This is a genomic window from Streptomyces yaizuensis (assembly GCF_034961445.1).
Lineage (GTDB): Bacteria > Actinomycetota > Actinomycetes > Streptomycetales > Streptomycetaceae > Streptomyces > Streptomyces yaizuensis.
This window is the reverse complement of record NZ_BSBI01000005.1, coordinates 381522-394589: the sequence shown is the minus strand read 5'-3', so window position 1 is coordinate 394589 and position 13068 is coordinate 381522. Positions and strand designations below refer to the sequence as shown.

Annotated in this window: 12 protein-coding genes and 1 riboswitch; of the genes, 5 read left to right on the top strand and 7 right to left on the bottom strand. The window is 74.4% G+C overall.

The genetic code is table 11. The annotated features are described in order from the left end of the window. Positions 1–53: 53 nt before the first annotated feature. The 3 genes from bioD to bioB all read right to left on the bottom strand — a co-directional run bounded on the left by bioD (position 54) and on the right by bioB (position 3533). Positions 54–830: a dethiobiotin synthase gene (gene bioD / locus SYYSPA8_RS15365; RefSeq protein ID WP_323447714.1), complete on the bottom strand. Its 777-nt coding sequence runs from the start codon at positions 828–830 to the stop codon at positions 54–56. A gap of 110 nt (positions 831–940) precedes the next feature. Next, the gene (locus tag SYYSPA8_RS15360) at positions 941–2245 is read right to left on the bottom strand and encodes an adenosylmethionine--8-amino-7-oxononanoate transaminase (RefSeq protein WP_323447713.1); all 1305 of its coding nucleotides are present in this window, start codon (positions 2243–2245) and stop codon (positions 941–943) included. Beyond that, complete coding sequence (gene bioB, locus SYYSPA8_RS15355) at positions 2238–3533, bottom strand: biotin synthase BioB (RefSeq protein WP_323447712.1); 1296 nt, start codon at positions 3531–3533, stop codon at positions 2238–2240. The genes SYYSPA8_RS15360 and bioB overlap by 8 nt, the downstream gene beginning before the upstream one ends. A gap of 242 nt (positions 3534–3775) precedes the next feature. Between bioB and SYYSPA8_RS15350 the strand changes: the two genes are divergently transcribed. Beyond that, a complete protein-coding gene (locus SYYSPA8_RS15350; protein WP_323447711.1) occupies positions 3776–4957 on the top strand; it encodes an 8-amino-7-oxononanoate synthase in 1182 nt (393 codons plus the stop codon). Positions 4958–5141: 184 nt separating this feature from the next. Here SYYSPA8_RS15350 and SYYSPA8_RS15345 read toward each other — a convergent pair whose 3' ends face one another. The 3 genes from SYYSPA8_RS15345 to SYYSPA8_RS15335 all read right to left on the bottom strand — a co-directional run bounded on the left by SYYSPA8_RS15345 (position 5142) and on the right by SYYSPA8_RS15335 (position 7133). Then, a complete protein-coding gene (locus SYYSPA8_RS15345; RefSeq protein ID WP_323447710.1) occupies positions 5142–5615 on the bottom strand; it encodes a C40 family peptidase in 474 nt (157 codons plus the stop codon). A gap of 3 nt (positions 5616–5618) precedes the next feature. Beyond that, positions 5619–5780: riboswitch (cyclic di-AMP (ydaO/yuaA leader) on the bottom strand. Positions 5781–6125: 345 nt separating this feature from the next. Beyond that, complete coding sequence (locus SYYSPA8_RS15340; RefSeq protein ID WP_323447709.1) at positions 6126–6473, bottom strand: hypothetical protein; 348 nt, start codon at positions 6471–6473, stop codon at positions 6126–6128. 12 nt (positions 6474–6485) lie between these two features. Next, positions 6486–7133, bottom strand: a complete 648-nt coding sequence (locus tag SYYSPA8_RS15335; RefSeq protein ID WP_323447708.1) for an ATP-dependent Clp protease proteolytic subunit — start codon at positions 7131–7133, stop codon at positions 6486–6488. A 98-nt stretch (positions 7134–7231) separates the two neighbouring features. Here SYYSPA8_RS15335 and SYYSPA8_RS15330 point away from each other — a divergent pair, with 98 nt between their 5' ends. Beyond that, positions 7232–7543 carry a type II toxin-antitoxin system Phd/YefM family antitoxin gene (locus SYYSPA8_RS15330; protein ID WP_323447707.1) on the top strand — a complete coding sequence of 104 codons (312 nt, stop codon included), beginning with the start codon at positions 7232–7234 and terminating at the stop codon, positions 7541–7543. A 267-nt stretch (positions 7544–7810) separates the two neighbouring features. Next, positions 7811–9388: an alpha/beta hydrolase gene (locus SYYSPA8_RS15325; protein ID WP_323447706.1), complete on the top strand. Its 1578-nt coding sequence runs from the start codon at positions 7811–7813 to the stop codon at positions 9386–9388. Between the two features lie 96 nt (positions 9389–9484). Here the strand turns inward: SYYSPA8_RS15325 and SYYSPA8_RS15320 are convergent, their stop codons facing one another. Next, the gene (locus tag SYYSPA8_RS15320; protein WP_323447705.1) at positions 9485–10234 is read right to left on the bottom strand and encodes a lysophospholipid acyltransferase family protein; all 750 of its coding nucleotides are present in this window, start codon (positions 10232–10234) and stop codon (positions 9485–9487) included. Between the two features lie 862 nt (positions 10235–11096). Here SYYSPA8_RS15320 and SYYSPA8_RS15315 point away from each other — a divergent pair. After that, entirely contained in the window at positions 11097–12440 is a 1344-nt protein-coding gene (locus SYYSPA8_RS15315) for a hypothetical protein (RefSeq protein WP_323447704.1), read from the top strand. Further along, the gene (locus tag SYYSPA8_RS15310; RefSeq protein WP_323447703.1) at positions 12437–13027 is read left to right on the top strand and encodes a hypothetical protein; all 591 of its coding nucleotides are present in this window, start codon (positions 12437–12439) and stop codon (positions 13025–13027) included. Before SYYSPA8_RS15315 ends, SYYSPA8_RS15310 begins: the two co-directional genes overlap by 4 nt. The last annotated feature ends 41 nt before the right edge of the window (positions 13028–13068 follow it).

Here is a 13068-nt window from a genome sequence, read left to right as displayed (position 1 = left end):
TGTCGGCGTTGGGCGTCGATAGCGGGCGCCGGTGGAGCGCCGCCCCGGCGCGGTCAGTGGAGCGCGGCCGCGAGAGCCTCCGTACCCACTGCACCGCTGTTGTCACCCAGCACGCCCCTGTCGACGTCCAGGGCGGCGGCGAAGGACGCCGCGTCCCAGTACCCGCCCAGCTCCGGAGCGAACCATCCGGCGGCCCGCGACCGGAACTCCGCCGGGGCCAGCCCGCCCGCGCCCTCCGGCACCACCCCGAGCAGCGGCGCCCCGGCCGCCTCCGGGAGGTCCCGCAGATTGCACCGTTCGGCGAGGCCGGGAGCGGTGGGCCAGCTGCCGACCACGACGCCGAGCTGGTCGAGCCCCCGGGCCCGCAGGGCCTCCCCGGTCAGTGCCACCGCGTTCAGGGTGCCGAGCCCGGCGGCCGCCACCACCAGCACCGGGGCCGCCAGCAGCCGGGCCGCGTCCGCGAGGGTCGCGCCCCGCTCGTCGAAGCGCACCAGCAGCCCGCCGGCGCCCTCGACCAGGACCAGGTCGTGCGCCCCGGCCAGCGCGGCGACCCGGTCCGCGATCCGCTCCGCGTCCAGTCCGACCACGCCCGCCCGCCGGGCCGCCGTCGCAGGCGCCAGCGGCTCCGGATAGCGGACCAGTTCGAGGCCGTGCGCCGGGCCGCCGAGCCGCCGCACCTCGGCCAGGTCCCCCGGCTCCCCGGCGGCGACCCCCGTCTGCGCGGGTTTCACCACGGCGACCCGCCGCCCGGCGGCCAGGGCGACGAGCCCCGCCGTGACGACGGTCTTCCCGATCTCGGTCCCGGTTCCCGAGACCACGATGACGGACACGTTCCCGTACTGCCTCTCACTCGTTCCAGTCGATATCGAGCGGTCGCTCGATCGCTCGAACCACCCGACAGGGGTGACTCACCCGGTGCCGGTCACCCGACCGGCACCGCTCAGGCCGCGACCGCGACCGCGGCCGCCCGCATCGCCGCGCACACCCGCGCCAGATCCTCGTCGTCCGTCACATAGGGCGGCATCGTGTAGATCAGGTCCCGGAACGGCCGCAGCCACACCCCCGCACCGACCGCCGCCCGGGTCGCCGCCGCCATGTCCACCGGCCGGTCGAGCTGGATCACGCCGATCCCGCCGAGGACGCGTACGTCCCGCACCCCCGGCAGCTCCCCGGCGCCCGCCAGCCCCTCGCGCAGCCCGGCCTCCAGCCGTTTGACCCCGCCCGCCCAGTCCTGGCCCAGCAGCAGCCCGATCGAGGCGTTCGCGACCGCCGCCGCCAGCGGGTTCGCCATGAACGTGGGCCCGTGCGCCAGCACCGGGACCTCGCCCCGGGAGATGCCCTCGGCCACCGCGCTCGTGCACAGCGTCGCCGCCATGCTGAGATATCCGCCGGTCAGCGCCTTGCCCAGACACATCACATCGGGCGCGACAGCGGCCGCGTCCGCCGCGAAGAGGGTGCCCGTCCGCCCGAAGCCGGTCGCGATCTCGTCGAACACCAGCAGTACGTCATGGGCGTCGCAGGCATCCCGCAGCACCCGCAGATACGCGGGGGAGTGGAACCGCATCCCGCCCGCGCCCTGCACCACGGGCTCCACGATCACCGCCGCCAGCTCGTCGGCGTGGCGCGCGATCAGATCCCGCAGGCGCTGCGCGTACCCCTCGTCGTACTCCGACGGCGGCGCGTCCGCGAAGACCTGCTCGGGGAGCACCCCCTGCCAGAGCCGGTGCATCCCGCCGTCCGGGTCGCAGACCGCCATCGGCTGCCAGGTGTCCCCGTGGTAGCCGCCGCGCCAGGTCAGCAGCCGCCGCTTGGCCGGCCGGCCGGCGGAACGCCAGTACTGGAGGCACATCTTCACCGCGACCTCGACCGAGACCGAGCCGGAGTCGGAGAGGAAGACGTGCCGCAGCGGCTCGGGGGTGATCTCCACCAGCGTGGCCGCCAGCCGGACGGCGGGCTCATGGGTCAGCCCGCCGAACATCACATGGCTCATCCGCGCCAGCTGGCCGTGGGCCGCCTCGTTGAGGACGGGGTGGTTGTAGCCGTGGATCGCCGACCACCACGACGACATGCCGTCGATCAGCTCGCTGTGGCCGTGGACCGGTCCGGCCAGCCGCAGCCGTACCCCGGACGCGGACTCCACCACGAGCGGGTCCTCCCGGCCCGGCATGGGCCCGTACGGGTGCCAGACGTGGGCCCGGTCCAGGGCGAGCAGGTCGGCGGGCGACAGCGGTGCCGTCTCAGGCATTGGGCGCCAGCTCCGTGCCCGCGCCACGGCGGCGCACGGTCACCAGATCGGTGCGCGGGCCGCTGGTAGGGCCGCCGGTCGGGCCACCGGTCGGGCCACCGGTCGGGCCACCGGTCGGAGCGCCGGTCGGAGCGGTCGCCGGTTCGGTGACCTCCGGGACGCCGCTCTTCCCCGCCGTACCGCAGCCGCCGCCCGAGCCGCTCCCGCTTTCGCTTCCGCTTTCGTTCCCGCTCTCGTTCCCGCCCCCGCCCCCGGAGCCGCAGACCGAGCCGCAGCCGCCCGCCGCCCGGTGCTCCGGCAGCGTGGTCTCCCCGGCGCCCTCCACCTCGAAGCCCGCGTCCGCGATCATGTCCAGGTCGGCCTTGCCCGCCTGGCCCTCGCTGGTCAGGTAGTCCCCGAGGAAGATGGAGTTCACCAGGTGCAGCGCCAGCGGCTGGAGCGTGCGCAGATGCACCTCGCGCCCGCCCGCGAGGCGGACCTCGACGTCCGGGCAGACGAACCGGGTCATCGCGAGGATCCGCAGACAGCGCTGCGGCGTCAGATTCCACTCCTTGGCCAGCGGGGTGCCCTCGAACGGGATCAGGAAGTTCACCGGCACCGAGTCCGGGTCCAGTTCGCGCAGCGAGAAGACCACGTCGACCAGGTCCTCGTCGCTCTCGCCCATCCCCGCGATCAGGCCCGAACAGGCCGAGAGGCCCGCCGACTGCGCCTGCCGCACGGTGTCCACCCGGTCCGCGTAGGTGTGGGTGGTGGTGATGGCGCCGTAGGTGGCCTCGGAGGTGTTGAGGTTGTGGTTGTACGCGTCGGCGCCGGCCTCCCGCAGCCGGTCGGCCTGCCCGGCGGAGAGCAGCCCGAGGCAGGCGCAGACCTCGACGTCCTCGTTCTCCTCCTTGATGGCCTCGATGGTCCGCGAGACCCGGTCGACATCGCGGTCGGTCGGACCGCGCCCGCTGGCGACCAGGCAGACCCGCTTGGCGCCGCCCGCCACCCCGGCGGCCGCCGCCTTCGACGCCTCCTCCGGCTTCAGCCAGGTGTACTTGAGGATCTCCGCCTTGGACCCGAGCCGCTGGGAGCAGTAGTTGCAGTCCTCGGGGCAGAGCCCGGACTTGAGATTGACGAGATAGTTGAGTTTCACCCGCCGTCCGAACCACTGGCGGCGCACTCTGCCCGCAGCGGCGACCACGTCGAGCAAGTCGTCATCGGAGGTCGCCAGGACGGCGAGGGCCTCGTCGCGGGTCGGCAGCTCGCGCCGCAACCCCTTCTCCACCAGCGTGTTCAGCAGGTCCATGGCGCCGATCCTGACGCACGGAACGTGTCCGGGGAAAGGCGGAACTCCACAACAGACACCCCGGTGAGGTGTGCGCATGGACACATCCCCCCATGGGCCCGACCCGGTTAGGGTCTGTGGACCATGGACAAAACCGCCGTGCCGGAGGGGTCCGCACACCCGGTGCGGAAGGAGTGACTCCGCCTGCGGTACGGAGACGTACGGCCCGCCCCGCGCCCGACCCGGAAGAGGATCCGACGACCATGAACCAGGACCCCTTCGAGTGGATCGACCACGAGGCCGGCCGCCGGGAGCGGAACGGGCTGGTCCGTGCGGTCCGTCCGCGCCCCGCCGGCCCCGGACCGCTGGACCTCGCGGGGAACGACTACCTCGGCTTCGCCCGGCACCCCGACGTCACCGGGGCGGCGGCGGACGCGGCCCACCGCTGGGGCGCGGGCTCGACCGGCTCCCGGCTGGTCACCGGCAGCACCGGGCTCCACGCCGAACTGGAGGCCGAACTCGCCGCCTTCTGCGGCTTCGAGGCCGCCCTCGTCCTGTCGTCCGGATACGCGGCCAATCTCGCCGCCGTCACCGCGCTCGGCACCGGGGGCTCCCTGATCGTCTCCGACGCGGCCAACCACGCCTCGATCGTGGACGGCTGCCGGCTCGCCCGCGCCCGGACCGCGATCGTCCCCCACGCCGACCCGGCCGCCGTGCGCTCCGCGCTCGGTGACCACCCCGGCGGACCCGCCCTGGTGGTCACCGACGCCGTCTTCTCGGTGGACGGCGACGCGGCCCCACTCGCCGCCCTGGCCGGAATCTGCCGGGCGCGGAGCGGCGCGGCCCTGCTGGTGGACGACGCCCACGGGCTCGGAGTCCTCGGCGACGGCGGCCGGGGCGCCCTCCGCGCGGCCGGTCTCGCCGGGGCGCCGGACGTGGTCGCGACGGTGACGCTGTCCAAGTCCCTGGGGAGCCAGGGAGGCGCGGTGCTCGGCCCCGCGAAGGTCGTCGACCACCTGGTGAACACCGCCAGGACCTTCATCTTCGACACCGGACTCGCCCCGGCGGCCGCCGGGGCCGCGCTCGCCTCCCTGCGGCTGCTGCGCCGGACCCCGGACCTCGCGGCCCGCGTCCGGGGCAACGCCCTGGCCCTGCACCGGGGCCTGACGGAGCAGGGCTTCACCGCCCGCCGCCCCGACGCCGCCGTGGTGTCGGTACGGGCGCCCTCGGCGACGGAGGCCGTGGAGTGGGCCGCGCGCTGCCGCGCCGCCGGGCTCGCCGTGGGCTGCTTCAGGCCCCCGTCCGTCCCGGACGGCGTCTCCCGGCTGCGGCTGACGGCCCGTGCGGACCTGACCGACCGGCAGATCGCGTGGGCGCTGTCCACGGTGGCCGCCACCGCCCCGGCGGCCGCGCGGGAGCCCTCCGTACCCGCCCCGGCCCTCTGACTCCCTCTATGCCCTCTATGCGGCCTGTCGTGACCGCCGGAACGCCGGAAGCCCCCGGCCGGACCTCCTTCGAGGTGTCCGGCCGGGGGCTCCGGCTGTGGTTCTGCGCTACGGCTTCACGCGCCGCGGACGTGCGCTGCGGGCCCACGCGCGACGGGTTTCGGCCATGCGCGCCGCGCGGGTCTCAGACCCGGCCGTAGCGCACGTTCTTGGTCCAGATCTTGTCCAGCTTCACCCATGACCCCCTCTTGGGCGAGTGCCAGAGCTTCCCCTTACCCGCGTAGATCCCCACGTGATAGACGTACCCCCGGGAGTGGAAGAAGACGAGGTCCCCCGCCTTGCGCTTGGACGCGGAGATCTTGCGCGTCTTGTTGTACTGCTGCTGTGCGGTGCGCGGGAGCTTCTTGCCCGCCTTCTTGTACGAGTAGAGCGTCAGCCCGGAGCAGTCGAAGCGCTTGGGGCCGACGGCGCCGTACCGGTACGGTGCGCCCTTCTTCGAGGCCGCCACCTTCAGTGCCTTGGTCGCGTGCCCGGTCGCGGCGTGCGCCTCCGAGGTGCCTCCCGGCACCAGGAGCGAGCCACCGACCGCCGCGATGGTGAGGGCCGACACGGCCCCCGCCCGGCTCATCAGGAACGGGACGTTTTTCTGCGCACTCATGCGCAACCCTTCGTCAGCCGCCTGTGAAGGATGACCTGTCGGGTTCGGGTGGACGAAGTTTCCCGGCCGCTGAACGGCTTCACCCCGAGGAACATCCGGACGAGGTTCCGTCCGTCTGTCCCGTACTGCTCGGGTCCTCCACTCCTGCCGAAGCACTCCTGTCGACCAAAGTCCGCAGCGGCGGCAGGACTCGGCGTCCGCCCGGACCGCCCCGCCGAGGTGACGGGGGCTTGTCGTCCCAGGGATCTTGACCCACAACCCGATCAAATTCCGAGCGGAAACGGCTATATGTGAGGTTTGCCACCATTGGTCTGTTCAGGTGGACAGCGGCTCCGGGCGTTCCCGATCTCGACAGGGAACCATGCCCGTACCAGCGGCGGAATATTATATTCCGGATGCTCGGTCGACATTCGCGCAACTCGACCGTAGTCCCACCCCTGGGAACACGTACATCATTCGGACTACCACGACTGGTACTCGAATGGCGGTCGGACCCCTGCGGACGGATGGTCAGGAAGCTTGTGGGGGTGGTAGGGAGACGCGCCGCGCTCTGCGCTCCCCGTCGAGCGCCCTGAGCGCCCGCGCGAGGGTCGCGGCGTGCACCTCGTGTTCGCCCCGGTGGTGCATCAGCGTCAGCGCGTCCCGCAGCGCGCCCGCGTGGGCGACCAGCGCCTGAGCCGCCCGCAGCGCGCCGTACGTCTGCGTGGCGCGCGCCGGGTTGAGCCGCCCCAGCTGGTCCACGGCATCGAGGTACGCGTCGACGAACGCGCCCTCCGCCCGCGTCAGCGCCGGCAGGGGTGGCCCGAACGGCCCGAACGGCCCGGGCGGCTCGGACGACGAGTGTCCGGAGTATGGCATTTCGTCCCCCGTCTACTGTGCCTGGCCGGCGCCACGGCGGCCGACGACCTCGTCGACGACCCCGTACTCCCGGGCCTCGGCGGCCGTCAGAAAGAGCGTCCGTTCCAGGTCGGCCGCGATCCGCCGCTCCTCCTGGCCGGTGTGGAGGGCGAGCAGCGCGGAGAGCTGGGCGCGCTGCCGCAGCAACTCGGCCGCGTGGATCGCGAGGTCGCCCGGGCTGCCCTCGGCCGGCTCCTCCAGGGCCGGTTCCCGCAGGGCGATCCGCGCCCCGGGCAGGGCCAGCCGCCGCCCCCGGGTGCCGGCGGCGATCAGCAGCGCGGTGGCGCCTCCCGCCTGTCCGATGCAGGCCGTCTCCACCGGGCAGTGGATCGCCCGGAGGGTGTCGTGGACGGCCAGCACGGCGGCGGTCGAGCCGCCGGGTGAGTTGACGTACAGGGCGACGGCCCGATCCGGGTCCGTGTACTCCAGGCAGAGCAGCTGCGCGATCACATCGCCGGCGGCGGCGTCGTCCACGGCGGTGCCCAGCAGGACGATCCGCTCGTCCATCAGCCTGGACCGGGGGTCGAACGTCCGGGTGCCGTACGGGGTCCGCTCGGTGAACTCCGGCGGCGGCCGGTGCGCGGCCGGCGGGCGGGGTCGGGCGGTGCCGGGACGGGTCATGGCGGGACCTCCTCGTGGGCAGCGGTGTCCCGGCCCCGGGGGCCCGGACGTGCTTCTGTAAAAAATGTACAGGACGTACAGGGCGTTATGATGGCGGTATGGCGTATGAGATTCCCGTGACCCAGGCCCGTGCCGAACTGGCCGAGCTGATCAACCGCGTCGTCTACGGCGGGGAACGGGTGGTGGTCACCCGGCACGGCAAGCCGCTCGCCGCCCTGGTGTCCGCCGCCGACCTCGCCCGCCTGGAGGAGCTGGACCGGCGTGAAGGGGGCCGGGAGGCCGCCGGCGAGCAGGTGATCAGCTCCGTCTCCACGCTGGGCGGCCCGACCGGGGACGCCGCCGGGCGGGGGCGCTTCGGGCTCACCGCCGAACACCGCCGCCCCGGCCCCGGCCCCGGCACCCGCGGCTGACCGCGCCCCGTCATCCCGCCACCCCGCCACCCCGCCGACGGGGGGCTGGGCCGTGCTCCCTCCGGCCCGCCGTCGCGCCCCGGCCGAACACCCGCGCCAGGAAGGGACGTTCGACCCTGGCGGCGGCCCCGCGCCCCATGCGCCGCTCAGCGGGACAACCAGTACCGGTTATTGGTTCGGTAAAGAAACGTCCGTACGGCCTGTTGCTGACGCCCGCTCAGCGGTGAGGATCGTCCCGCAAGCCGACCACGGAAGAGGGAGTTTCAGGTGAGACGCACAGCTGCGCTGGGCTCGGCAGGCGCTCTGATAGCGGGCACGCTCCTCGCGGGCACGATCGCGGCCCCGGCCGCCACCGCGGAGACCCGCCACAGCGGCTGGTCCGAGGCGCGCGGCGCCCGGATCGCCGCCGAACGCGCGGCGGCGAAGGGCATCGACTGGGCCGCCTGTCCCGCCGACTGGGGTCTGCCGGCCCCCATCCAGTGCGGCACGGTCACCGTGCCGCTCGACTACGCCCGCCCCCACGGCCGGCAGATCACGCTCACCGTCGACCGGATCGGCCACACCGGCACCAAGGAGGAGCGCCAGGGCGCGCTGCTCTACAACCCCGGCGGCCCCGGCGGCTCCGGTCTGCGCTTCCCCACCCGGGTCACCAACAAGAACCCGATCTGGGCGAACACCGCCAAGGCGTACGACTTCGTGGGCTTCGACCCGCGCGGCGTCGGCCGCTCCACCCCGATCTCCTGCGTCGACCCGCAGGAGTTCGTCAAGGGCCCCAAGGCCGACCCCGTCCCCGACAGCGAGGCCGACAAGCGCGCGCAGCGCAAGCTGGCCCGTGAGTACGCGGAGGGCTGCGGCGAGCGCAGCGGCTGGATGCTGCCGCACATGACCACGCCCAACACCGCCCGCGACATGGACGTGATCCGCGCCGCGCTCGGCGAGCGGAAGCTCAACTTCCTGGGTGTGTCCTACGGCACCTACCTCGGCGCCGTGTACGCGACCCTCTTCCCCGGCACGGTCCGCCGGATGGTCGTCGACAGCGTCGTGAACCCCTCGCGCGAGAAGATCTGGTACGAGGCCAACCTCGACCAGAACGTCGCCTTCGAGATGCGCTGGAACGACTGGAAGCAGTGGGTCGCCGACCACCACGCCACCTACGGCATCGGTGACACCCCCGCGAAGGTCGAGGCCCAGTGGGTCAAGCTGCGCGCCGAGGCGAAGAAGGCCCCGCTCGGCGGTGTCGTCGGCCCGGCCGAGCTGACCGGCTTCTTCCAGAGCGCCCCGTACTACGACTCCTCCTGGGCGCCGGCCGCCCGCACCTGGAGCAAGTACCTCAAGGGTGACACCCAGCCGCTGATCGACGCGGCCGCCCCCGACCTCACCGACATCGCGGGCAACATCCGTTCCGAGAACAGCAACGCCGTCTACAGCGCCGTCGAGTGCGCCGACGCCAAGTGGCCCACGAGCTGGCGCAAGTGGGACCGGGACAACACCCGGCTCCACCGCGACTACCCCTTCCTGACCTGGTCCAACGCCTGGATGAACCTGCCCTGCGCCACCTGGCCGACCAAGCAGCACACCCCGGTCGACGTCCGGTCCGGCAAGGATCTGCCGGGCGTGCTCATCGTCCAGGCCGAGCGGGACGCCGCGACCCCCGTCGGCGGTGCCCACGAACTCCAGAAGCGGCTCAAGGGCTCGCGGCTCATCCTGGAGAAGAACGCCGGTTCGCACGGCGTCACCGGGATCGCCAACGCCTGTGTCAACCAGCGCGTGGACGCGTATCTGCTCCGCGGTGAGCTGGACAGCCGCAATGTGATCTGCGACCCGCACGCGCTGCCGAAGCCGTAACCGGGCGACAGCACACGGGAGGGGCGGCCGTCCGTACGGCCGCCCCTCCCCGCTGTCCACGACCGCCGTCCACCCCTGCGCGCCGGACCGGCGGTGTCAGGGGGCCGTCGTGCCCGCCCCGCCCCGGTTCCGGCCGCCCCGCTCCTTGCGCGCCTGCTCCTTGCGGGCCTGTTCCTCCTCCGCCTTGACCTCCGCCGCGTACCGGTCCACGTACTCCTGCCCGGACAGCTTCAGGATCGCCGTCATGATCTCGTCGGTGACGGCGCGGACCACCGCCCGCTCGTCCTCCAGACCGGCGAAACGGGAGAACTCCAGCGGCGTGCCCAGCCGCACGGTCACCCGCCGGATCTTCGGCAGCACCTGCCCCGGCGGCTGGATCTCGAACGTGCCCACCATGGCGCAGGGAATGACCGGAACCCCCGCCCGCAGGGCCATCACCGCCACCCCGACCTTGCCCTTGTAGAGCCGTCCGTCGTGGGAGCGGGTGCCCTCGGGGTAGATGCCCAGCAGCTCGCCCCGGCCCAGTACGCCGAGCCCTTCCCGGATCGCCGCCTGCCCCGCGTCCTTCCCCGAGCGGTCCACCGGGATCTGCCCCGCGCTGCGGAAGAACGCGGCGGTCAGCCGGCCCTTCACCCCCGGGCCCGTGAAGTACTCCGCCTTCGCCAGGAAGGTGATCCGGCGCTTGAGGATCGCGGGCAGCAGGAAATGGTCCGAGAACGACAGATGGTTTCCGGCGATGATGGCCGCTCCGTGCTCCGGGATGTGCTCCAGACCCTCGATCCGGGGCCGGAACAGCAGCCGCAGCAGCGGACCGAGGAAGACGTACTTGAGCAGGTGGTAGAACACGGTTCGCTCCCTGCCCCGGCGGGAGCGCCGGAGATGAGTCCCACGGGTGACGGTGCGCGGGGAGGCCAGTGTAGGGGCGGGCCGGTCCCACCGGCTGCGTCCGTGGCGCGATGCCTCCTCCGACGGCCGCGCGGGGCGCCCCGGCGCCGTGTCGTCGGGGTCCCGCCCGCCCGGCGCTCCTGCCGGGCCCGGCGACCCGGGTGGCGCCCCCGGGCCGTGCGGTCATCGGTGGCCGATGGCCCCCCGGCCCGTGTCGTGTGGATCGTGCCGGGCTCGCGAGCCCCGGCACCCCTCCTCCGGGGCCCGGCGGCCCGGGCGGCGGTGCCACCGGCGGATCCCGGGGGAGCGGCCCGTCCTCCGGGCGTGCGATCCGTCCCCTCGGTACTGGTGGGCCCCGGGGAGGCCCCACTTCCTGCCCGCCGGGGTCCCGGGTGAGGGCCCACTGCTCGTCTGCCGGGGTCCCGGGGGACAGCCCCCACCGCTCGGCCTCCGGCGGTCCTGGGGGCTCGGGCAGACCCCACCCCTCGCCCGGCGGCGGGCCCAGGGAGGCCCCACGCACCGGACCCCGCTCCTCCTCCAGGCTGATCCACCAGGCACGGACCTGGTCCCCGGCGGGCCCGCGACGACCCCACGGCACCGGAGCCCGCCATGCCCGCCCGGCGTACTCGGCTTCCGGGCGGGCGCCGCTCTCTCGGCGGCGCTTCCTTGCCGCCGCCCCCGGCCGGGCGTGCCCCCGGTGGTGGGCCGCCGCCCGGGGTGCTCCCGTGTCGCGAGCGGCGGCGTGGCGTTGTACCGGGCGGGGCCCGGCCCCGGTCCGGCGCCGCGGCCGGGCCTTCCCACCCGCCCCCAGGGAGAGAGCGCCATGACCACGGACACGACCCGGGACCAGGCCACGCCCCCCGTCCCCGGGGCCGCCGCACCGGCCGGACCACCGCCCGCCCCCAACTACGTGGACCTCCTCTTCCACCGGATGCACGCCGTCGCCCCGCACCCCGACAGCGGATTCACCATCGGCGTGGCGCTCCACCTCCAGGGACCCGCCCCTGAGCCGGAACGGATCCGGGACCGCGTGGCCGCGCTGCTGCCCGCCCTGCCCGCGCTCACCCACCTGCTGCGACAGCGGCCGCCCGCCTGGGTCCCCGCCGCCCCCGACCTCGAACGGCACATCACCGTACGGCCGCTGCCCACCGGCCCCGGCCCGGTCGCCGCCGCACTGGAGGAGCTGCTGCGGGAGCCGCTGCCCACCGACGCACCGCCGTGGCGGATGGTGCTGCTCCGCCCGGAAAGCTCAGACAGCTCAGACAGCACCGCAGGCACCGACGGCACCGCCGAATCGATCCTCGTCTACCTCACCCACCATGGACTTCAGGACGGCGGTAGCCTGATCTCCGTCCTGGAGACGCTGTTCGGGCCCCCGCTGCGGCCCTCCCAGCTCTCCGTCACCGCCCGGCTGCCCCGGCTGCGGCGGGGCGACACCCGGCGCGGCATTCCGACCCTCCTCGACGGCGGGAGGGCGCACCGGGTGTGGGACGCCCCCGGCCGGCCCCTGTCCACCGGCCGCCGGCTGCTGTGGGCCGAGGTGCCGCTGCGGCGGCTGCGGGAGGCCGCCCGGGCCGGCGGCTGCGGCGCCAACGACATCCACCTCGCCGCGCTGGGCCACGCGGTGGCGGGCTGGGCGGCGGAGCGGTGGCCCCCGGCCGACGGCGTTCCGCTGCCGGTGTTCGTCCCGGTGAGCCTGCGCACCCCCGAGGAGGCCGTGCTGCCCGGCAACCGCTGCGTCCCGGTCCGGGTCGACCTGCCCGGCGGACCCCGCACCGCCGCGCTGCGCCTCGCGGGCACCGTCTTCGCCACCGCGCCCCTGCGGTCCGTCGCGCACCGGGCCTTTCTGCACCGCTTCGTCACCGCCCTCCCCACCTGGCTGCATCTGTGGCTCGTCCGCTGGGGCACCGGGCCCGGCCGGGCGTCGATCGGGAGTTCCTTCCTGCTGATGCGGCACCGGCTCACCGTGGGCGACGCCCGGACGGTGCGCGTGGTGCCGCTGATGTTCTGCCCGGACGCCACCCCCATGACGGTCAGTCTGATCGCCTACGCCGGAATCGCGTCCGTGTGCTTCCGGATCGACCGGGCGCTGCCGGGCGCCGAGACCCTGCCCGACCGCTGGGTCCGCGCCGTCGAGGAGCTGGCCGCCGCGGGGGAGCCCGGATGACCGGTGTCGCCGCCGGGCGTGATCTGCGGCTCGCGGGCCGGATCAGCGCCTGGTGCGAGCCCCGGAACTGGATGCTGGCGGCGGCTCCCCTGGTCGGCTGGCGTGCCGACGGGGCCCCCGGCGCCGCCTGGGGAGTGCTGGCCGCCGTGGTCACGGGCGTCGTACCGTCGCTGTTCATCACGGCCGGCGGCCGGCTGCGGCGCTGGGGCAGCGGGCTGCCGGAGCGGCGGGACCGGCTCGCGGCGGCCCCCTGGATCGTGTTCCCGGTGGCGGCCGGGGCGGTGGCGCTCCATCACCTCGGCGCTCCCAGCGCGGTGACCGCCCTGGTGGTGGCGATGACCGCCGTCCTGTGCGCGCTCGCCGCCATCACCACCGCGTGGAAGGTGTCGGCGCACTCGGCGGTCGCGGCGGGGACGAGCGCCGTCCTCATCCTGGCGTACGGCTCGTGGATGCTGCCGCTGGCGGCCGTGGCCACGGCGACGGCCTGGTCCCGTCTCCGGCTGGGGCGGCACACCGCCGCCCAGGTGGTCGTGGGCGTCACCGTGGGGGCCGCCGCCGCGGGCACCGTCTTCGCGCTGCTGCGCTGACTGCCGCCGTTCGCCCCGGGGCCCGCCGCCCGGCCCCGACC